Origin of the sequence: Streptomyces sp. NPDC058371, assembly GCF_042723265.1 — a bacterium.
GTDB lineage: Bacteria > Actinomycetota > Actinomycetes > Streptomycetales > Streptomycetaceae > Streptomyces.
Genome location: NZ_JBHXJC010000020.1, coordinates 106923 through 127638 on the forward strand (window position 1 = coordinate 106923; position 20716 = coordinate 127638).

The window sequence follows — 20716 nt, forward strand, 5'->3', positions numbered from 1 at the left end:
TTGCGTCTTTCCGCGTACCTTCCGTACGGCTCAGTATGCGTACGGATACGCGAACGGGCCGCGCGACCCCATCGAGGTCACACGGCCCGAACGGAAAAGAGGGGGCAGGTCAGTGACCGCCCGACTCCTTGGCGCGCTTGTAGGAACGCTCGATCTCGGCCTCGGCCTCCGTGCGGCCCACCCAGTTGGCGCCCTCGACGGACTTGCCGGGCTCCAGGTCCTTGTAGACCTCGAAGAAGTGCTGGATCTCCAGGCGGTCGAACTCCGACACGTGGTGGATGTCCCGCAGGTGCTCCACACGCGGGTCGTGCGCCGGGACGCACAGCAGCTTGTCGTCGCCGCCGGCCTCGTCCGTCATACGGAACATGCCGATCGTGCGGCACTGGATGAGGCAGCCGGGGAAGGTCGGCTCGTCCAGGATGACCAGCGCGTCCAGCGGGTCGCCGTCCTCGCCGAGGGTGTTCTCGACGAAGCCGTAGTCGGCCGGGTAGCTGGTCGAAGTGAAGAGTCGACGGTCCAGGCGGATCCGACCGGTCTCGTGGTCCACCTCGTACTTGTTCCGCGAACCCTTCGGAATCTCGATCGTGACGTCGAACTCCACCGGTGGCTCCTCCATGATCAGCACATAGTTCTGGTGATTAAGTGTCCCTCACGCAGGTGTGTGATCGCGAAAGGGGCTGGTGCTCGTGCCAGAGCTGAGGGTTTGGCGGGCCGCGAGACCGCATGTCGTGCGGGTCGCGCGATCGGTGAAACCGCATGTGGTGCGGGTCACCCGAGCGGTCCGGACGCGTCCCGTGAAAGTCACAACACCGCAGCTCACAGCGGTCGCCGCCACCGTGGGCCTGGCGCTCGCGGCCGGGGCGGTGGCCGCCGCCGGCCCCTGGGACTCCTCGGGTCAGCGTACGGCGGAGCGTGACTGGGCCGCATCGCGGGCCGGTGAGGGTGGCGCAGATCACGGACGTAATTCCGGTACGTCGCCGAACGGGCCGCGGCCGGCGCCCAGCGCCGCCTCCGTCCTGGCCGGGCTCGGCGGCGCCGCCGGTTCGGTGCCTCCGCCCGCCGAGAAGGCGCTCGGCGACGTGCTCGACCCGCTCCTCAAGGACCCCTCGCTCGGCACCCGGCACACCGCCGTGGTCGTCGACGTCGCCACCGGCAAGCGCCTGTACGGCATGGGCCCCGGCGACCCGCTGACCCCCGCCTCCACCACGAAGATCGCCACGGCCGTCGCCGCGCTCACGGCGCCCGGCGCCGACCACCGCATCACCACCCGCGCGGCCCTGGAGCCCGACACCAAGGAGGTCGTGCTCGTCGGCGGCGGCGACCCGACGCTGACGGCCCACAAGGACGCGAAGGGCTGGGCGAGCCTGTCAGATCTGGCCGACGAGACCGCGGCCGCCCTGAAGAAGCGGGGGACGACGGAGGTGACCCTCTCGTACGACACCTCGCTGTACGCGGGTTCCGGTCAGCCGCCGAGCGGGGTGGACGGCAACCTCGCCCAGGTCACCGCCCTGATGGTCGACGAAGGCCGGCTCGACGACTCGGCCAGTGGTGCCGTCGGCCGCAGCCCCGACCCCGCGGCGGACGCGGCCCGGAAGTTCGGCGACCTGCTGAAGGCGCGGGGCATCAAGACGAGCGCGCCCGGTCCCTCCAAGGCCACGGGCCGCTCCAAGACCCTGGCCGAGGTCCAGTCCCCGCCGCTGTCCGCCCTGGTCGAGCGGATGCTGACCAACAGCGACAACGACATCGCCGAGGCACTGGCCCGGCAGGTCGGCCTCGCCTCGGGCGAGAAGGCGAGCTTCGAGGGCGGCGCGGCCGGGATCCGCGCCCAGCTGAAGAAGCTCGGACTCCCGCTGGACGGCGCCGCGTTCGCGGACGGCAGCGGACTGAACCGGGAGGACCGGCTCTCGGCGGACCTGCTGACCGCGCTCCTCACCAAGGCCGGCGACCCCGGCCACCCCGAACTGCGTCCCGTCCTCACCGGCCTCCCGGTGGCCGGCTTCACGGGCACCCTCAGCGAGCGCTACGCGGCGGGCGCGGACCGCACCGCCACCGGCGTCGTACGCGCCAAGACCGGCACCCTGACCGGCGTCAACGCCCTGGCCGGCACGGTCGTCGACACCGAGGGGCGGCTCCTGGCCTTCGCGTTCCTCGCCTCCGGCACGACGGATCGCACCACGGCCCAGGCCGCCCTGGACCGTACGGCGGCGGCGCTGGCGGCCTGCGGCTGCCGGTAGCCGCGCCCCGGCCGGCCCCCTTCCGCGTCGGCGGCCGGCCCCTGGGACCCTGCCGCCCCGGGGGCATCAGCGGCCCCGCCGGGCCCCCGGGCGGAAGCACACCCGCTGCCGTACCCCTCACCGCACTCGGACGCGCTCACGTACGGTTGACGCATGACGAGCATCGGTGGTGCCGAGATGGTCGACTGGAATCTCGCGGTGGCGACCGCGACCCGGCTGGTACGGCCGGGCCCCGAGGTGAGTCGCGACGAGGCGCGGGCCGTCGTCGCGGAGCTGCGCCGGCACGCGAAAGCCTCGGAGGAACACGTCCGGGGCTTTACTCGTATGGGTGAGAACGGAGTGCACGACACCCCCGTACTCGTCGTCGACCGTCCCGGCTGGGTCCGGGCGAACGTCGCCGGGTTCCGGGAGCTCCTGAAGCCTCTTTTGGACAAGATGCAGGAGCGGCGCGGCAGTACTCCCGGCGGAGCCGTGTTCGGCGCCGTCGGCGGCAAGGTCACCGGCGTCGAGCTGGGCATGCTGCTGTCGTTCCTGTCGTCGAGGGTCCTCGGCCAGTACGAGACCTTCGCCCCCGCGACCAGGGAGCTGCCCGCCGGGGAGAACGGCGGCGGCAGGCTCCTCCTCGTCGCGCCGAACATCGTGCACGTGGAGCGCGAACTCGACGTGGAACCGCACGACTTCCGCCTCTGGGTCTGCCTGCACGAGGAGACGCACCGCACGCAGTTCACGGCGGTGCCCTGGCTGCGCGACCACCTCGAGGGCGAAATCCAGTCTTTCTTGGGAGAGACCGAGGTCGACCCCATGACCGTCCTCGAGCGGATCAGGGAAGCCGCCCAGTCCTTCGCGGGCGGACGCCCCGAGGGCGAGGAGGACGAGGACGGCGGACGCTCCCTCGTGGAACTGGTGCAGACGCCCGCCCAGCGCGAGATCCTCGCCCGTCTCACCGCGGTGATGTCGCTGCTCGAAGGCCATGCCGACTTCGTCATGGACGGTGTCGGGCCCTCCGTCGTCCCGTCCGTGGGCGAGATCCGCGAGAAGTTCCAGCAGCGCCGCGCCAAGGGCGCCTCCCGCCTGGACCTGGCGCTGCGCAAGCTGCTGGGCCTGGACGCCAAGCTCCGGCAGTACCGGGACGGCGAGCGGTTCGTGCGCGGGGTCGTCGAGCAGGTCGGCATGGACGGCTTCAACCGGGTGTGGACCTCCCCGAACACTCTCCCGACCAAGGCGGAGATCGCCAAACCGGCGGACTGGGTCGCGCGGGTGCATCGCAAGACGGACTCGTGAGCCTTGCGGAAGGGTCGTGAAACGAATCCGGCCGACGGCAGGTGAACGCCCCTCCAATCACCCGTCCGAGGGACCGTGAGCGATGGGTAGGCGTGCAATGCTCGGGGAACGGCCCGGTTCTGTCACCATCTACACACTCTGAGTGACCGATCCCGGGCTCACCCCCCGAAAACTTCATGAAGGGAACCGGACATGGGTCCCCATCCTGCGGTCGCGGCGATACGCCTGGCGGTTCGCCGCGTACTCCACGACATCCTGACCGAACACGCCCCTGCCCCCGACACCGCGCGCCTGCCCGCTCCCGGCGCGGCGCTCATGCCTGCCCTCGACGCCGGACGCGCCGTCGCCTCCGACGCCGGACGCGCCGTCGCTCCCGACGCCGGGCGGGCCCAAGTCCCGCACGCCGGGCGCACAGCCGCTCCCGGCAGTGAGCGCGTGCCCGCCCCCGCCTCCCGGCGTACGTCCCCCGACGCCTCGCTGGACGCCCCGCACGAGCAGCCGTCGACGCCGCTCGTGCTCGTCGCGTGCTCCGGCGGCGCCGACTCCATGGCGCTCGCCTCCGCCCTCGCCTTCGAAGCCCCGAAACTCGGCATCCGCGCCGGTGGCGTCACCGTCGACCACGGTCTGCAGCCCGGCTCCGATCTGCGCGCCGACGAGGTCGTGCTGCGCCTCACCGAGCTGGGCCTGGCCCCCGCCGAGTCCATCGCCGTCACCGTCGGCCGCGACGGCGGGCCCGAGGCCGCCGCCCGCGACGCCCGGTACGCCGCCCTGGACGCCGCCGCGGAGCGCCACGGAGCCGTCGCGATCCTGCTCGGCCACACCCGCGACGACCAGGCCGAGACCGTCCTGCTCGGCCTCGCCCGCGGCTCCGGCATCCGCTCCCTGTCCGGAATGGCGGCTGTTTCCGGGGGCCCGGGGGCCGCCCGCCGTTACCGGCGCCCGTTCCTGCACCTGGACCGGCAGACCGCCCGCAAGGCGTGCATGGCCCAGTCGCTGCCCGTCTGGGACGACCCGCACAACGCCGACCCGGCCTACACCCGCTCCCGGCTGCGCCACGAGGGCCTGCCCGCGCTGGAGAAGGCGCTCGGCAAGGGCGTCGTCGAGGCACTCGCCCGTACGGCCCAGCTCTCCCGCGACGACGCCGACGCCCTCGACGCCTGGGCCCGGCAGGCCGAGGCCTCCGTACGCGACGCGGCGGGCCTCCTGGAGTGCGCCAAGCTCTACGCCCTGCCGCCCGCCGTGCGCCGTCGCATCCTGCGCCGCGCCGCCATCGAGGCGGGCGCCCCGGCCGGTTCGCTGTTCGCCCGTCACATCGAGGAGATCGACCGGCTGATCACCGGCTGGCGCGGCCAGGGAGCCATCAATCTCCCGGGCAAGGTCGTCGCTCAGCGGCAGGGTGGCAGACTGGTGATTCGGCAAGGCTGAATCCCACCCCCCTCCGGGGAGGGGTCGGGCAGCCGGTGGGACGACCGAAAGTGATGCGGGTGGACGCGAAAGACATGGGCACCGACCTTCAGTCGGTGCTCATCACCAAGGAAGAGATCGACGCGAAGCTGGGCGAGCTGGCCGCGAAGATCGACGCGGAGTACGCGGGCAAGGATCTGCTGATCGTCGGAGTCCTCAAGGGCGCGGTGATGGTCATGGCGGACCTGGCGCGGGCCCTGTCCACCCCCGTCACCATGGACTGGATGGCCGTGTCCTCGTACGGCGCGGGCACGCAGTCCTCCGGTGTGGTGCGGATCCTCAAGGACCTCGACACCGACATCAAGGGCAAGCACGTTCTCATCGTCGAGGACATCATCGACTCGGGACTCACCCTGTCCTGGCTGATCTCCAACCTCGGCTCTCGCGAGCCGGCCTCCCTCAAGGTGTGCACGCTGCTGCGCAAGCCGGAGGCGGCCAAGGTCGCGATCGACGTGGAGTGGGTCGGCTTCGACATCCCGAACGAGTTCGTCATCGGCTACGGCCTCGACTACGCCGAGAAGTACCGGAACCTCCCGTTCGTCGGTACGCTCGCGCCCCACGTCTACGGCGGCTGAACCGCAGGGTCCCGGTCCTCGTAAGAAGATCGGGAACCCCAGCGGCGTTCGCGCCGTTGGAGCATGCGTAGACGGGATTGTCGGCCGCCCCCTGCGGCTTCGGGTGACAATGCTGGGGTACCGTCCGAAGAACAGTCTTTATAAGTCTTTGTCAAACTCACTATGGCAGGAGGGACGGGGCGGTTCCGCTCCGTATGGATGGACGTGAAGCGATACTTCCGTGGGCCGGTCATGTGGATCGTGCTGGCCGTCCTTGCCGTGGTCGTGTTGATGCAGGTCGTCGGCTCGTCCGGCGGCTACAAGACAGTGGACACCGGCCAGGTCGTCCAGGCGATCAATGAGAACAAGGTCGAGTCGGCCAAGATCACCACTGGCGACGAACAGATCATCAAGGCCTCTCTCAAGGATGGCGAGAAGGTCCAAGGCAGCTCGAAGATCCAGGCGAGCTACATCGGTGACCAGGGTGTGAATCTCGCCGGCACCCTGCAGAACAAGTTCGAGAGCAAGCAGATCCCCGACGGCTACACCGTCTCGCCGTCCAAGCAGAACCCGTTCGTCGGGATCCTGCTGTCTCTGCTGCCCTTCGTCCTCATCGTCGTCGTGTTCCTGTTCCTGATGAATCAGATGCAGGGCGGCGGCTCCCGGGTCATGAACTTCGGGAAGTCCAAGGCGAAGCTCATCACCAAGGACACCCCGAAGACGACGTTCTCGGACGTCGCGGGCTCGGACGAGGCGGTCGAGGAGCTCCACGAGATCAAGGAGTTCCTCCAGGAGCCGGCGAAGTTCCAGGCAGTCGGGGCGAAGATCCCCAAGGGTGTGCTCCTTTACGGGCCTCCCGGTACGGGCAAGACGCTGCTCGCGCGTGCTGTCGCGGGTGAGGCGGGCGTCCCCTTCTACTCGATCTCCGGTTCCGACTTCGTCGAGATGTTCGTCGGTGTCGGTGCCTCCCGAGTGCGTGACCTCTTCGAGCAGGCCAAGGCGAACGCCCCGGCGATCGTCTTCGTCGACGAGATCGACGCGGTCGGCCGCCATCGCGGCGCCGGCCTCGGCGGCGGTCACGACGAGCGCGAGCAGACGCTGAACCAGCTGCTCGTCGAGATGGACGGCTTCGACGTGAAGGGCGGCGTCATCCTGATCGCCGCCACGAACCGGCCCGACATCCTCGACCCGGCTCTGCTGCGCCCCGGCCGCTTCGACCGCCAGATCGCGGTCGACCGTCCGGACATGCAGGGCCGTCTGGAGATCCTCAAGGTCCACCAGAAGGGCAAGCCGGTCGCCCCGGACGTCGACCTGTCGGCGGTCGCACGGCGTACGCCGGGCTTCACCGGTGCGGACCTGGCGAACGTGCTGAACGAAGCGGCGCTCCTCACGGCGCGCAGCAACCAGAAGCTGATCGACAACAACATGCTCGACGAGGCGATCGACCGTGTGGTCGCGGGCCCGCAGAAGCGGACCCGGATCATGTCCGACAAGGAGAAGAAGATCACCGCGTACCACGAGGGCGGTCACGCCCTGGTCGCGGCGGCGTCTCCGAACTCGGATCCGGTCCACAAGATCACGATCCTGTCGCGCGGCCGTGCCCTCGGCTACACGATGGTCCTGCCGGACGAGGACAGGTACTCCACGACGCGCAACGAGATGCTGGACCAGCTCGCGTACATGCTGGGCGGCCGCGCGGCCGAGGAGCTCGTCTTCCACGACCCGACCACCGGTGCTGCGAACGACATCGAGAAGGCCACCACAACGGCCCGCGCGATGGTCACGCAGTACGGCATGACCGAGCGTCTCGGCGCGATCAAGTTCGGCGGCGACAACACCGAGCCCTTCCTGGGCCGGGAGATGTCGCATCCGCGCGACTACTCGGAAGAGGTGGCCGCGCTCGTCGACGAAGAGGTCAAGAAGCTCATCGAGAACGCGCACAACGAGGCCTGGGAGATCCTGGTCGAGAACCGCGACGTGCTCGACGCGCTGGTGCTCCAGCTGCTGGAGAAGGAGACGCTGAGCAAGGAGCAGATCGCCGAGGTCTTCGCTCCCATCATCAAGCGCCCGGCCCGCCCCGCGTGGACCGGTTCCTCCCGGCGCGCGCCGTCCACCCGTCCGCCGGTGCTCTCCCCCAAGGAGCTCTCACTGACGAACGGGGCGAACGGCGCGACGCCGGCCATCGCCACCGCGACGGAGTCCGTCCCGGCGACGGAGCAGGCTCCGGAGGATCGCACCGAGAGCTGATCCGGCTCCCGGTGTCCTCACCAGGCCCGGAATGGATGCCGCGCCCCTCAGGTTCTAGCCTGGGGGGCGCGGCGTTTTGGTATGTCCGCAGTTCGACGCGCTGACCCAGGGCGCGAGAGGCACAGGAACGAGGATCAGATGACCGACCCCGTGACGCTGGACGGCGAGGGCACGATCGGCGAGTTCGACCAGAAGCGCGCCGAGGACGCCATTCGCGAGCTGCTCATCGCGGTCGGCGAGGACCCCGAACGCGAGGGCCTCCGCGACACGCCGGGGCGGGTGGCCCGGGCGTACAAGGAGCTCTTCGCGGGCCTGCGGCAACAGCCTGAGGACGTCCTGACGACGACGTTCGACCTGGGGCACGACGAGATGGTCCTGGTGAAGGACATCGAAATCGTATCTTTGTGCGAACATCACCTTCTGCCGTTCCATGGCGTGGCGCATGTCGGGTACATCCCGGCTGAAAGCGGCAAGATCACGGGGCTTTCGAAGCTGGCTCGGCTTGTCGAGGTCTTCGCTCGGCGACCCCAGGTGCAGGAACGGCTGACCACGCAGGTCGCCGACTCGCTGATGCGGATTCTTGAGGCGCGTGGCGCCATTGTCGTCATTGAGGCCGAACACATGTGCATGTCGGTGCGAGGCATCCGCAAGCCTGGTGCGAAGACCACTACATCAGCGGTGCGCGGGCAGCTTCGCGATGCGACGACCCGCGCTGAGGCAATGAGCCTGATAATGGCGCGCTGACCAGATCGTCAGTGGTGCCCAATACGGTCCTTGATGAGTGGTGTTGATCGCTGATCAAGGGGGATCGTGACGGGGTGCGGCCGCCCAGCAAGCAGGGTCCACGCGAGGGACGTGGAGGGAACCGTCCTCGCGTGGACGCCCGCGAGCAAGCTGTGCCGCGCACGACTGGCAATCAACCCGGGCCAGGCCTGGTAACCCGCATCCCTATGCAGCCGGGGCCGTGCCGCCGTTCTCGTCGTCGTCCTCCGGGAGCTTGCAGACGCGCTCCAGGAAGAAGGCGGCCGCTATGACAGCGATGCCGGCCACGACCGAGAAACCGGCGTAGATCGCCTGGTCGCGGCGGGACGGGATCTCCAGCGATTCGAGCAGGAAGGCGCCCGTGCCGCCGTACATGCCGGCGACCAGGGCGGCCACCAGTGCGCTCGCCTGGCCGAAGACGACGGCGCGGGCCGCCATCAGCGGGTCGACGCCCTTGGCACCGGGGCGGCGCTCGCGCTGGGCCTTGAGACGAGCGCGCAGCGAGAGCGCCGTGGCCAGCAGGACTACGGCGATCAGCGCCAGGACGATGGGGGCGGCCAGGGGGACCCGGGGGAGCGTGCCCACCGCGTTCCACAGGCGGGCGCCTGCCCAGGACAGGACGCCGGCCACGATGAACACGGCGGCCAGCGTCCTGATGCGCAGCTCTTTCACATTGCCCCTTCGGTAAGCCGGCCTCTGGTCGTCTTGACCTTAACGACTACTCGGGCAGCCGGAGTTCCAGATCGGCGCGGGGCGCGACACCGTCCCGGGTGACCGTGCCGAGGAGCTGGGCCACCGGGCCGCGGCCGGGCAGCTGCGCCTCGGGGTCCACATCGTGCCAGGGGGCGAGGACGAAGGCCCGCTCGTGGGCGCGCGGGTGAGGGAGCGTCAGCACCGGGTCGTCGGAGACGACATCGGCGTACGTCACGATGTCCACGTCGATCGTGCGCGGGCCCCATCGCTCGTCGCGTACGCGGTTGAAGGCCTCCTCGACCGCGTGCGCGCGCTCCAGGAGCGAGGAGGGCGGCAGGGTGGTCTTGAGGACCACGACCGCGTTGTAGTAGCTCGGCTGGCTGTCCGGCTCCACTCCCCACGGCTCGGTCTCGTAGACGGGGGAGACCGCTTTGATGCGCACGCCCGGGGTGTCCTCCAGGGCGTCGATGGCGCCCTGGAGGGTCTCCAGGCGATTGCCCAGGTTCGAGCCGAGGGAGATCACCGCTCGCTTGGGGTTGTGCAGGGTCGTGTCGGCGGCGTCCACCCGCTCGACCACGGACGAGGGCACCGGCTGTACGGTCGGGTCGCTCTGACCCCCGGTGAAGAAGGCGGTCATACTCGGCTCCGGGTGATGGTGACGGTCACGTCGTCGAAGGGGACCGTGATCGGCGCGTCCGGTTTGTGGACGCAGACCTCGACCTCCTGGACGCCTTCGTGCTTCAGGCATGCCTGGGCGATGCGCTCGGCGAGCGTCTCGATGAGATCGACGGGCTCGCCCTGGACCACGGCCACGACCTCTTCCGCCACGATGCCGTAGTGCACGGTCTTCGTCAGGTCGTCGTCGGCCGCGGCCGGTCGGGTGTCCAGGCCCAGCGCCAGGTCCACGATGAAGGTCTGGCCCTCTTCGCGCTCCCTGGGGAAGACGCCGTGGTTCCCACGGGCCTTGAGGCCGCGCAGCGCGACACGATCCACGCGAATCACTCCTGCAATCGTCGGTAGCGGCGGGTGGTCACCGAGTGCGGTCGGCGCACCAGCCTCGAACGAATCTACCTGCGAGCACTGACAGTGCCCGGCCACGGGGGCGGGCACCCGCACGAAGGCGGCAGGCCTCATCGGGCGTTTCCCTTGGGGAACACGACGGCTCGCGGGTTGGTAGCCGCCCCTACCCAGGGTGCGTGATTCCAACCACTCCCCGGCGCGGGCCCACTCAGCCGGGTGTGTCGTCCCCGTCGTCGTCACCGGACTCGGTGAGCACCGGTGAGGCGTGGTGCGACCAGAGCTTCCAGCCGTCGGGTGTGCGATGGAACACATTCGTGGCGACGACCAGCTGGCCGACGAGCGGACCGAGTTCGTCGCTGTCGTCCGGCGGGGGGCCGCCGCTGAGGATGTTCTCGGTACAGGTCACCAGGGCCGTGTCACCGGTGACGGAGACATGGACGTCGGTGAGGAAGAACTGGATGTACTCGGTGTTCGCCATGATCAGCGCGTACGACCTGAGGACCTCGCCGCGGCCGAAGAGCACGGGCCAGCCGGGGTGGACGCAGGAGATCACGGCGGCGTCCGCCGGGTCGTGGACGTCCTCGTCGTGGCCGAGGTCGGCCGGCGTGAGCCAGAGCGCAGACAGGGCGTCGAAGTCGCCCCGCTCCAACGCTTCGTAGAACGCGGTGTTGGCGAGTTCGACCTGCTCGACGTCGGTATGGGGCGCGCTCACCGGTCTCCCTCTCCGCCCCGCTCGTGCGGGCGGACGGCCTGGGCGCGAAGGCCGGTGCCCGCGCCGGCGGCTCCGGGGTCCGCCGCGGGCACCCGCGCGCCCGGTGCCGGGGCCCGGGTGCCGTCGGCGCGGGCTCCTTCGACCGCCCGGGCCACCCGGACCGCGTCGGCCGTGGCCCGCACTTCGTGGACGCGGACGGCCCATGCGCCCTGCTGGGCGGCGAGCGCGGAGACGGCGGCGGTGGCGGCGTCGCGTTCACGGGCGGGCGGTGGGGCGCCCTCGGGGCCCGCCAGCACCCGGCCGAGGAAACGCTTGCGGGAGGCGGCGACGAGCAGCGGGTGGCCCAGCGTGCGCAGGCGGTCGAGGTGGGCCAGCAGCGTCAGGTCGTGGTCGGCCTCCTTGGAGAAGCCGAGACCGGGGTCGACGACGATCCGGTCGGGGGCGATGCCGCCCGCCAGAACGGCCTCCACGCGTGCGTGCAGTTCGTCGACGACTTCGGAGACGACGTCCTCGTACGTCCCCCGGACAGTGCCGCCCGCCAGGAAGCCGCGCCAGTGCATGACCACGAAGGGGGCGCCCGCGGCCGCGACGACCGGGATCATCGCGGGGTCGGCGAGGCCGCCGCTGACGTCGTTCACCAGGGCGGCTCCGGCGGCGAGTGCCCGCTCGGCGACGGAGGCGCGCATGGTGTCCACGGAGACGGTGACGCCTTCGGAGGCGAGTCCGCGGACCACGGGGAGGACGCGCCGCAGCTCCTCCGCCTCGTCGACGCGGGTCGCGCCGGGGCGGGTCGACTCGCCGCCGACGTCGACGAGGTCCGCGCCTTCGGTGACCAGGTCGAGGCCGTGCTTGACGGCGGCCGTCGTGTCGAACCAGTGGCCGCCGTCCGAGAAGGAATCGGGCGTCACATTGACGACCCCCATGACCGCGCAGCGGTCCCATGTCGGCAGCCCCGCCACTTGGCCGCGCCCGCTCTTCGTGCTCATACGCCCAGCCTAGGCCTCTGGTGGGTGCGGCCGGTCGCCCAGGCAGGACGGGCGTGCGCCCGGGGCTGCCCGACGGGGCTTTCGGCGCGCGGCCTGAGCGACGACCGGCGGGTCCCTTGCGTGTGCGGCCTGAGCGACGGCCGGAGGGTGCCTTGCGTGTGCGGCCTGAACGACGACCGGCGGGCTCCTTGCGCGTGCGGTCTGAGTGACCCCCGGCGGGCTCCTTGCGTGTGCGGCCTGAGCGAGACCCCCGGGGCTGGGGCGGGAGTTCTCGCTCAGGCCTGTTCGCGGGGGCTAGGCAGCCCTGACGCCGCGTTCCGCCGTCGCGTGCGTGCACCGTCGGGGAGCCGGCGGCCGGCGGCGCAGCAGCCGGGGCAGGGCGAGGTTCACGAACCCCTCGGCCTGCATGGCCGCGAGCCCGATGCGCGGCAGGTCGCGGGAGGAGCGGTAGACGACGAAGCGGGGCTCCCACCGGGGGCGGAACTTCGCGTTGAACTTGTACAGGGACTCGATCTGGAACCAGCGGGAGAGGAAGACCAGCAGCCCGCGCCAGGCACGCAGCACCGGGCCCGCACCGATCTTCTCGCCGCGGGCCAGGGCCGAGCGGAACATCGCGAAGTTGAGGGACACCTGCGCCACGCCCAGCCGGGGCGCCGCCTGGAGGGCGGCCACGATGAGGAGTTCGTTCATCCCGGGGTCGGCCGCGCGGTCGCGCCGCATGAGGTCGAGGGAGACCCCGTCGGTGCCCCACGGGACGAAGTGGAGGACGGCCTTCAAGTCGCCGTACGGGCCGGGCTCGGCGTCCGCCTTGTGCGCGGTGGCGATGAGACAGTCGCCGTCCGAGGGGTCGCCGATGCGCCCGAGCGCCATGGAGAAGCCGCGTTCGGTATCCGTGCCGCGCCAGGCCTCCGCTGCCCGCCGTATCCGGTCGAGCTCGCCTTCGCCCAGGTCACGGATGCGCCGTACCCGGGTCTCGTAACCAGCCCTCTCGATGCGTTTCACCATCTGGCGCACATTCCGCATCGCGCGCCCGGCCAGGGAGAAATCCGCGACGTCCACCACCGCCTCGTCGCCCAGTTCGAGGGCGTCGAGGCCGGTTTCGCGGGTCCACACCTCGCCGCCCGTCTCGGAGCAGCCCATGACGGCGGGCGTCCAGGAGTGCGCCTTGGCCTCGTCCATGAAGCGCTCGATGGCTCCGGGCCAGGCCTCGACGTCGCCGATGGGGTCGCCGCTGGCGAGCATCACACCGGAGACGACGCGGTAGGTGACGGCGGCCTTGCCGCTGGGGGAGAAGACGACGGCCTTGTCGCGGCGGAGCGCGAAGTGGCCGAGCGAGTCGCGGCCGCCGTGCTTGACCAGCAGGGCGCGCAGCCAGGCCTCGTCGTCCGGGGTGAGGCGCGCGGCCGGATGTTCGGGCCGGAAGGCCAGGTAGATCGTGGTGACGGCGGTCAGCAGGCCGAGGGCGCCGAGCGAGAAGGCGACCGTCCAGGTGGTGGGTCCGGCGTAGTCGAGGGGGCCTTCGAAGCCGCACAGGCCGTACAGGACGTGCTCGATGCGGTCGGCCAGGCTCGGGTCGCCGAGCATCCGGTCCGAGTGCACGCTGACGATGACCAGCCCGAGGGCCAGGGAACCCGCCCCCATGAGGACGAAGTTGGTCAGCGCGCGCCAGCGGCTGCGCGGGTCGGGCAGCGCCGCGAACTCGTGCCGGTGCCGCAGCAGGGGCGCGAACAGGGCCAGCGAGATGACGACGCCGATGAGCGAATGGCGGTACGCGAACTGGGCCACGGCGCCGGCCGGCAGGAGGACGACCGCCGCGCGCCACGCCCGGCGCTTGTGACGGCGCAAACCGTGCGCGAGGAGCAGCAGCAGCACACCGGTGCTGAGTGCCAGCGCGGCGGCGAACGGGCCCAGCGCGCCGGGCAGTACCTCGGCGAGGGTGTGCATACGGCTGTGCCGGAAGCGCGGGAAGACGCCCGCGGCGATGTCCAGGAGCCCTACGAGCGTGCAGGCCCTGGCGACCAGGGCGGGGACGGCCTCGGGGTGCGGGCCACGGAGTATGCGCCGTGTCCGGCCTGATCGACTCGGAACCTCGCCCGACATTTCCCCATCTATCCTGACAGACATCGCATCCCGTAGTTCTGCGAGAGACCTTGAATCCGGTGCCAATCCGGCATCCGGCGACATTGCGCCCTCTAGGACGGTGTCTCGGGGAGACAGGTTCACTCCCTTCTGGAAAGCCGTTTCAAAAGGCAAGGAAAGTCCGGGGCAAGCATTCGCGAAGGAGCGGCGCAAGCCCAGGTCGGAAAGCGCAGGCAGGAAGAGCCCATGGGTCTCACGAGCAACAAGGTGCTGGTGCTGGCGGTGTTGTCCGCCGTGCTGCTGTTCGTCGGCACGGTGTGGTGGTGGCCCCGGCTGGCCCGGCGCACCTGGCGGGCGGTCGGCGGCCGGGTCGGGCTGCTGCTGGCCACCCAGGTGGCGGTCTTCGCCTCGATCGGACTCTCCGCCAACCAGGCCTTCGGGTTCTACGCCAGCTGGGCGGATCTGTTCGGCCAGGAGAGCGGTCAGGGCGTGGTCGTCGACCACAACACCGGTGGCGCGGGCGGCGGTCCGCTCCAGGTGGTCGACACCCAGCAGGTGAACGTGTCGGGGGGCTCCCGCCCGCAGATCGGCGGCCAGGTCCAGAAGGTCGACATCGTCGGCCGTACGACACACATCGCCACGCCCGCGTACGTGTATCTGCCCCCGGAGTACTTCCAGGCGCAGTACCGCACCCGTACGTTCCCGGCCGCCGCGATCCTCACCGGCTATCCGGGCACCGCCGAGGCCCTCATCAAGGGGTTGCACTATCCGCAGACGGCGCACGAGATGGCCAAGAACGGCAAGATGCAGCCGATGATCCTGGTCATGCTGCGGCCGACCGTGGCGCCGCCGAGGGACACCGAGTGCGTGAACGTCCCGGGCGGTCCGCAGACCGAGTCGTTCTTCGCCAAGGACCTTCCCGACGCCGTATCGGCCCACTACAGGGTGGGCAGAAAACCCGGGAGCTGGGGGATCATCGGGGACTCGACGGGCGGTTACTGCGCGCTGAAGCTCGCCGTCCACCACCCGGAGACGTACGCCGCGGGGGCGGGTCTGTCGCCGTACTACAAGGCGCCGATCGACCCCACGACGGGCGACCTGTTCCGCGGGGACAAGGCGCTCCAGAACAGCGCCGACCTGTGGTGGTACCTCAGGAACCGGCCCGCGCCCGACACCTCACTGCTCGTCACCAGCAGCAGGGCGGGCGAGGCCAACTACCACGACACCCTGAAGTTCATAGAGCTGGTGAAGTCGAAGAAGCCGACCCGGATCTCGTCGATCATCCTGGACAGCGGCGGGCACAACTTCAACACCTGGCGGCGCGAGATCCCGGCGACGCTGCAGTGGATCAGCGGACGGCTGAGCGACCGCTGAACGTGGCCGTCCCGGGGCCCCCTGGCGGCTCGTCAGCGGCCGCCGGCCACCTTGTCCACGGTCTCCAGTTCGACGTCCGCGCGGGCGATGTCCTGGGCGTCCGCGGCCGTGGAACGGCGCAGCGCCTCGTGCAGACGGGCCGGCGTGAGGACGCCCAGGAAGCGGCCCTCGCTGTTCTCGTCGATGACGGCGATCCAGCCGGCGTCGTGCTGGAGCATCGTCGCGAATGCCTGCTTCAGGGTCGCGCCCACCGGCAGCCAGGCCTCCATGCGGCGGGCGTGCTCGCGAACCGTGCCGGTCCGCACGCGCGCGTGGTCCGCGGAGATCCAGCCGTGCAGGTCGTCGTTGGCGTCCAGCACGACCGCCCAGCGTGCGTCGAGCTTCCTGGGCAGCGGGTCGTCGAGGCGCACCACGGGCGGCTGTTCGAGGTCGCTCTCCTCGATCGGCGTCACGGACAGCCGTTTCAGGCCACGGTCTGCGCCGACAAAGTCGGCTACATAGCCGGTGGCGGGAGCTCCGAGGACGGCCGACGGGGTGTCGAACTGCTCGATGCGGCCGGCGCCGTAGACGGCGATGCGGTCACCGAGGCGGACGGCCTCCTCGATGTCGTGCGTGACGAACAGAACGGTCTTGCGCACGGACTGCTGAAGTCTGAGGAACTCGTTCTGCAGGTGCTCGCGCACCACCGGGTCGACCGCGCCGAACGGCTCGTCCATGAGGAGCACGGGCGGGTCGGCGGCCAGGGCGCGGGCCACACCGACGCGCTGCCGCTGCCCGCCGGAGAGCTGCTCGGGGTAGCGGTCGCCGTAGACCGAGGGGTCGAGGCCGACCAGGTCGAGGAGTTCGGCGGCGCGCTCACGGGCCTTCGCGCGCTTGACGCCGAGGAGGTGCGGGACGGTCGCGGTGTTGTCGAGGACCGTCTTGTGCGGGAAGAGGCCGACCTGCTGGATGACATAGCCGATACGACGGCGCAATTCCACCGGGTCGATGGCCGATATGTCGTCTCCGTCCACGAATATCCGGCCGCTCGACGGTTCGATGAGCCGGTTCACCATCTTCATCGTGGTCGTCTTGCCGCAGCCCGAGGGGCCGACCAGCGTGACCAGCTCGCCGTCGGCGACCTCGAAGGACAGGTCGTCCACTGCGGTGGTGCCGTCCGCGTAGCGCTTGGTGACGTTCTCGAACCGGATCATGGCTCCCCATTGTGGCCGCAAGCAGCGGTGTGTTGTGTGAATGCAGTGTTTCGGTCGTACGGCGACTATCGGCCATTGTCAGTGGCGAGCGTTAGGGTCGCCAGCAAGTCAAAACCATGTGCGTCTGTGCGGTCCACTGACATACGTTCGGGGATTTCGGGGGAGGTGGGGCGGGGTGAGCGAGCAGAACTGCCTGGTGGCCAACGACTGGATCTGTGGGGAGTACGTCCGCTCCCGCAGCCAGGAGCTGATCGACGCGACGGTGCAGCACGTGTGGATCACGGCCGCCTCGGTGGTGATCGGAGTGATCGTGGCCTTCCCGCTCGCGCTGCTCGCGCGGCGGTACGGCGCCTTCGCGGGCCCGATCCTCGGCCTGACCACGGTCCTCTACTCGATCCCGTCGCTGGCGATGTTCTCGCTGCTGCTGCCGGCGTTCGGCCTCTCGGCCTCCCTGGTGATCACGGGTCTCGTCCTGTACTCATTGACGATCCTCGTGCGGAACATCCTGGCCGGCCTGCAAGCCGTCCCGGAGGAGGCCCGCGAGGCCGCCCGCGGCCTGGGATACGGCTCCGCGCGGCTGCTGTGGGAGATCGAACTGCCCCTGGCGCTCCCCTCGGTGCTCGCCGGGGTGCGCATCGCCACGGTCTCGACCGTCGCCCTGACGACCGTCGGATACATCGTCGACTACGGCGGTCTCGGCACCCTGATCATCAGCGGGCTGCGCAGCGACTTCAAGGCGCAGGTGCTCACCGCGTCCATCATCTGTGTGCTGCTCGCCCTGGTCGCCGATCTGCTGCTGCTCGGGCTCCAGCGCCTGCTCACGCCCTGGACGCGGGCGGCCAGGCCTTCCCGAATACGGCGGCGCCCGGCTTCCCCGAAGGTGGCTGAAGCGGCATGAACGCGATATCGGGTGCGTACGACTGGCTGGCCGGCGGTGGCAACTGGCAGGGCGAGAAGGGGGTCTGGCACCGCCTCTCCGAGCATCTGTACTTCAGTGGGGTGGCCCTCGCCGTCTCCTGTCTGATCGCTCTGCCGCTCGCCCTGTGGCTCGGGCACATCGGCAAGGGGGGCGCGCTGGCCGTCAACCTCTCGAACGTGGGGCGGGCGGTGCCCACGCTGGCCGTGCTCGTCCTGCTCACGCTGACTCCGCTCGGCCGGCACGGGGACCTGCCGACGCTCATCGCGCTGGTTCTCTTCGCGGTCCCGCCGCTGCTGACGAACGCGTACATCGGGATGAGCGAGGTGGACCGGTCCGTCGTGGAGGCGGCGCGGGGGATGGGCATGAGCGGTGGCCAGGTGTTCCGCCAGGTCGAACTGCCGCTCGCGTACCCGCTGATCATGACCGGCGTCCGCTCCGCCACGGTGCAGATCATCGCCACGGCGACGCTCGCCGCGGCGGCGGGCGAAGGAGGGCTCGGCCGGATCATCACGGCCGGGTTCAGCCTGCAGAACACCCCTCAGGTGGTCGCGGGCGCCCTGTTGGTTGCGGTGCTCGCACTGCTGGTGGAGGGCTTGCTGGTGGTGGCGGGACGGGTCTTCGACCCGATGCGTGGGCGCTCAGGCGCGGCGCGATGACGTACGAATCCTTGATAGGGGTAGCGATGAACAGCAGAACGCGTCGGATTGCGCTCGCGACGGTGGCCGTCGGCGCGCTGACCGTGGGCCTCACCGCCTGCGGCGGGGACAGCCTGGAGGGCGACGGCTCGGGCAAGGCGTCGGGCGGTGGCAAGGGCAAAATCGTTGTGGGCGCCGCCGGGTTCACCGAGGCGAAGGTCCTGGGCGAGCTCTACAAGCAGGTGTTGAGCAATGCCGGTTACAGCGCGTCGATCCAGACCGTCGAGAACCGCGAGATCTATGAACCCCAGCTGGAGAAGGGGGCCATTGACGTCGTCCCGGAATACGCGGCGACGCTCGCGGAATTCCTCAACCTGAAGGAGAACGGCGCCAAGGCGAAGGCCGTCGCCTCCAGCGATGTCGACGCCACGGTCGCTGCGCTGGAGAAGCTCGCCGAGCCGAAGGGCCTCAAGGTGCTGCCGGCCGGCGACGCGGTCGACCAGAACGCGTTCGCGGTGAGCTCCGAATTCGCGAAGAAGCACAACCTCAAGACCCTTTCGGACCTGGGGAAATCGGGCCTCAAGGTCAAGATCGCGGCCGGTGACGAATGCGAGACGCGGCCCTTCTGCGCGCCGGGTCTGAAGAAGACGTACGGCATCGACGTCTCGGGCATCGACCCCAAGGGCGTCGGTACGACCCAGGCCAAGCAGGCGGTCAAGAACGGCACGGACCAGCTGGTGCTGACCACCACCACGGACGCGACGCTCAAGAACTTCGACCTGGTCCTCCTGGACGACGACAAGAAGCTCCAGAACGCGGACAACGTACTTCCGGTGGTGAACGCGAAGGACGCCGGCGATCAGGAGATAGCCGATGCCCTCGGCAAGCTGACCGACACCCTCACCACTGACGACCTTGTGGAACTCAACCGCAAGGTCGACGCGGAGCGCCAGAAGGAGGCCGATGTGGCCAAGGCGTATCTGGAGTCGAAGGGTTTGATCAAGAAGTAGGCGCTCATCTTCGTGCCCGGGGCGTGTGAAGGCTGCGGGGTGGCTGTGTTTTTACCGGGCCGGGCACCAAGATTCGCCTACGCGCGGTAAGTTTCTGGCCATGCCACGTGGACGTCATCGCCATTCCCCGCCTCTGCACAGGCTGCTGCCTCCTTCGGCGATCGCGGGCGTCTCGCTCGTCTGCGCCGTGGGGCCCTGGCTGTTCACGGAGCAGCTGGTGCTCCGTGTGCTGGCCGCGGCCGCGGCACTGACGACGGTCGTGGGCTCCGTCGTCATGCGCCGTTGGGACCTGGCGGCGGGCAAGCGCGTCGCGGACCTCACGCGCGCCCGGGCGAGCGACGAGTGGCGCTACGAGGAGCGGGTCGCCGAGCTGGAGACCGACCTCGAGGAGTCGCGCGAGCTGCGCACCAAGCTTGAGCAGCGGCTGCGCGCCAAGCGCGCGGAGCTGGCCGGCCTGCGCAACGAACACGCGGCACTGCTGCGGCGGTACGCGACTGCGGAGACCGAGCGGGCCAGCGCCCTGGAGGGCCGTCGGCTGCTCGCGATAGAGGCGGCTCCGGCCAGGGAGCTGCCTGCATCCGCGACGGATCCGGACACGTCGTCCGATGCGGCCGAGGCTGAAGCCGTGTCTGGGTCTGGGTCTGGGTCTGGGTCCGAGGCCGGGGGCGGGGTCGAGAGCGTGGCCAAGTCCCCGGTGTCGTCGGCGGCCGAGGTGTCCGGAAAGACCGGGGAGGCCCCGGCGGCCGAGGTGGCCGAGGGGTCGGAGGCCGGTCCGGAGGCCGGGGCTGGTTCGGTGGCCGGTCCGGAGGCCGGGGCTGGTTCGGTGGCCGAATCCGTCGTGGAGGACGGTGAGTCCGGCCCGGCGGGTGCCGAATCGGCGCCGGAGTCTCCCGATGTTTTCTCCCCGGCGGGGTCTTCGCTCTTTCTGCGCGCCAATTCGGCGCTGGACCGGATCGTGAGCGATCGGTCCGTGGCAGCCGAGTCCGCGACGACGGGATCGGCGACGGCTGAGGCCGGGACGAGCGAGGCGGAGACGGAGACGGCTGAGCACGGGACGGTTGAGCCCGGGGTGACCGGGGCGGCGCCGGAAGGGTTCGCCGGGGCCGCCGAGGCCGACGCCGACGCCGAGAGCGATGCCGACGCCGATGCCGAGATGGACGCCGACGACGAGGCGGTGGTGGACGAGGCAGTCGGCGGCCGTTCGGCCGAGGGCGCGGCGAAGCGGCCCGTGAAGGGTTCCGCGAGCGGCCCGGCGAAGGGCTCAAAGGACTCGGCCGAGGGACATTCCGCGAAGTCCGTACCGGCGCAGGGTGGTTCCGGCGCGGGCGTCACCGTCGCGGAAGGTTCCGCGCAGGACGGCCGACCGGCGAAGGACGCTGCGGCGCAGGGAGGGTCCGCACCGGCAGGCTCCGCGACGCCGGGGCCCGTACCCGCAGGCTCAGACTCGGCGGAGGCCGGCTCGAGACGAGAGCGTGCGCGGGAGGACGAGGCCCAGGGGAAGCCCGGGGCGGTCGACGAGCACGAGCGCGTGGCCGCCGCGCCCACGCTCGAAG

The 20716-nt window shown here is 70.4% G+C and carries 19 protein-coding genes; 11 read left to right on the forward strand and 8 right to left on the reverse strand.

Annotation, left to right across the window (positions count from 1 at the left end):
* Nucleotides 1-109: 109 nt before the first annotated feature.
* Nucleotides 110-601: an inorganic diphosphatase gene (locus ACFWM2_RS37225; RefSeq protein ID WP_383289767.1), complete on the reverse strand. Its 492-nt coding sequence runs from the start codon at nucleotides 599-601 to the stop codon at nucleotides 110-112.
* Nucleotides 602-680: 79 nt separating this feature from the next.
* Between ACFWM2_RS37225 and dacB the strand changes: the two genes are divergently transcribed.
* From dacB to folE, 6 genes are all read left to right on the forward strand, one after another.
* The gene (gene dacB / locus ACFWM2_RS37230; protein WP_383289704.1) at nucleotides 681-2234 is read left to right on the forward strand and encodes a D-alanyl-D-alanine carboxypeptidase/D-alanyl-D-alanine-endopeptidase; all 1554 of its coding nucleotides are present in this window, start codon (nucleotides 681-683) and stop codon (nucleotides 2232-2234) included.
* Nucleotides 2235-2387: 153 nt separating this feature from the next.
* Complete coding sequence (locus tag ACFWM2_RS37235; protein ID WP_383289707.1) at nucleotides 2388-3515, forward strand: zinc-dependent metalloprotease; 1128 nt, start codon at nucleotides 2388-2390, stop codon at nucleotides 3513-3515.
* A 192-nt stretch (nucleotides 3516-3707) separates the two neighbouring features.
* Nucleotides 3708-4940 (forward strand): tRNA lysidine(34) synthetase TilS, encoded by a 1233-nt coding sequence (gene tilS, locus ACFWM2_RS37240; RefSeq protein ID WP_383289710.1) that lies wholly within the window; start codon nucleotides 3708-3710, stop codon nucleotides 4938-4940.
* Between the two features lie 53 nt (nucleotides 4941-4993).
* Entirely contained in the window at nucleotides 4994-5554 is a 561-nt protein-coding gene (gene hpt, locus ACFWM2_RS37245; protein WP_383289770.1) for a hypoxanthine phosphoribosyltransferase, read from the forward strand.
* A 198-nt stretch (nucleotides 5555-5752) separates the two neighbouring features.
* The gene (gene ftsH, locus ACFWM2_RS37250; protein WP_383289713.1) at nucleotides 5753-7780 is read left to right on the forward strand and encodes an ATP-dependent zinc metalloprotease FtsH; all 2028 of its coding nucleotides are present in this window, start codon (nucleotides 5753-5755) and stop codon (nucleotides 7778-7780) included.
* A 138-nt stretch (nucleotides 7781-7918) separates the two neighbouring features.
* A complete protein-coding gene (gene folE, locus ACFWM2_RS37255; RefSeq protein ID WP_383289716.1) occupies nucleotides 7919-8524 on the forward strand; it encodes a GTP cyclohydrolase I FolE in 606 nt (201 codons plus the stop codon).
* A gap of 204 nt (nucleotides 8525-8728) precedes the next feature.
* Here folE and ACFWM2_RS37260 read toward each other — a convergent pair whose 3' ends face one another.
* The 6 genes from ACFWM2_RS37260 to ACFWM2_RS37285 all read right to left on the reverse strand — a co-directional run bounded on the left by ACFWM2_RS37260 (nucleotide 8729) and on the right by ACFWM2_RS37285 (nucleotide 14053).
* Nucleotides 8729-9214 (reverse strand): DUF3180 domain-containing protein, encoded by a 486-nt coding sequence (locus ACFWM2_RS37260; protein ID WP_383289719.1) that lies wholly within the window; start codon nucleotides 9212-9214, stop codon nucleotides 8729-8731.
* A gap of 46 nt (nucleotides 9215-9260) precedes the next feature.
* On the reverse strand, nucleotides 9261-9872 hold the full coding sequence (gene folK, locus ACFWM2_RS37265) for a 2-amino-4-hydroxy-6-hydroxymethyldihydropteridine diphosphokinase (protein WP_383289722.1): 612 nt from the start codon (nucleotides 9870-9872) through the stop codon (nucleotides 9261-9263).
* Nucleotides 9869-10228 carry a dihydroneopterin aldolase gene (folB, locus tag ACFWM2_RS37270; RefSeq protein ID WP_383289725.1) on the reverse strand — a complete coding sequence of 120 codons (360 nt, stop codon included), beginning with the start codon at nucleotides 10226-10228 and terminating at the stop codon, nucleotides 9869-9871. Before folB ends, folK begins: the two co-directional genes overlap by 4 nt.
* Nucleotides 10229-10463: 235 nt before the next feature.
* Complete coding sequence (locus ACFWM2_RS37275) at nucleotides 10464-10967, reverse strand: nuclear transport factor 2 family protein (protein WP_383289728.1); 504 nt, start codon at nucleotides 10965-10967, stop codon at nucleotides 10464-10466.
* Complete coding sequence (gene folP, locus ACFWM2_RS37280; RefSeq protein WP_383289731.1) at nucleotides 10964-11953, reverse strand: dihydropteroate synthase; 990 nt, start codon at nucleotides 11951-11953, stop codon at nucleotides 10964-10966. The genes ACFWM2_RS37275 and folP overlap by 4 nt, the downstream gene beginning before the upstream one ends.
* 294 nt (nucleotides 11954-12247) lie before the next feature.
* Entirely contained in the window at nucleotides 12248-14053 is a 1806-nt protein-coding gene (locus tag ACFWM2_RS37285) for a phosphatidylglycerol lysyltransferase domain-containing protein (RefSeq protein ID WP_383289734.1), read from the reverse strand.
* 225 nt (nucleotides 14054-14278) lie between these two features.
* On the opposite strand from ACFWM2_RS37285, the gene ACFWM2_RS37290 reads away from it, so the two are divergent.
* Nucleotides 14279-15406 carry an alpha/beta hydrolase gene (locus tag ACFWM2_RS37290; RefSeq protein ID WP_383289738.1) on the forward strand — a complete coding sequence of 376 codons (1128 nt, stop codon included), beginning with the start codon at nucleotides 14279-14281 and terminating at the stop codon, nucleotides 15404-15406.
* Nucleotides 15407-15438: 32 nt separating this feature from the next.
* Here the strand turns inward: ACFWM2_RS37290 and ACFWM2_RS37295 are convergent, their stop codons facing one another.
* Entirely contained in the window at nucleotides 15439-16599 is a 1161-nt protein-coding gene (locus ACFWM2_RS37295; RefSeq protein ID WP_383289741.1) for an ABC transporter ATP-binding protein, read from the reverse strand.
* A gap of 175 nt (nucleotides 16600-16774) precedes the next feature.
* Here ACFWM2_RS37295 and ACFWM2_RS37300 point away from each other — a divergent pair, with 175 nt between their 5' ends.
* From ACFWM2_RS37300 to ACFWM2_RS37315, 4 genes are all read left to right on the forward strand, one after another.
* Nucleotides 16775-17497, forward strand: a complete 723-nt coding sequence (locus tag ACFWM2_RS37300) for an ABC transporter permease (protein WP_383289744.1) — start codon at nucleotides 16775-16777, stop codon at nucleotides 17495-17497.
* Nucleotides 17494-18174: an ABC transporter permease gene (locus ACFWM2_RS37305; RefSeq protein ID WP_383289747.1), complete on the forward strand. Its 681-nt coding sequence runs from the start codon at nucleotides 17494-17496 to the stop codon at nucleotides 18172-18174. The genes ACFWM2_RS37300 and ACFWM2_RS37305 overlap by 4 nt, the downstream gene beginning before the upstream one ends.
* Before the next feature lie 26 nt (nucleotides 18175-18200).
* Entirely contained in the window at nucleotides 18201-19163 is a 963-nt protein-coding gene (locus ACFWM2_RS37310) for an ABC transporter substrate-binding protein (protein WP_383289750.1), read from the forward strand.
* Nucleotides 19164-19263: 100 nt separating this feature from the next.
* A partial coding sequence (locus ACFWM2_RS37315; RefSeq protein WP_383289752.1) for a hypothetical protein occupies nucleotides 19264-20716 on the forward strand: 1453 nt, incomplete at its 3' end.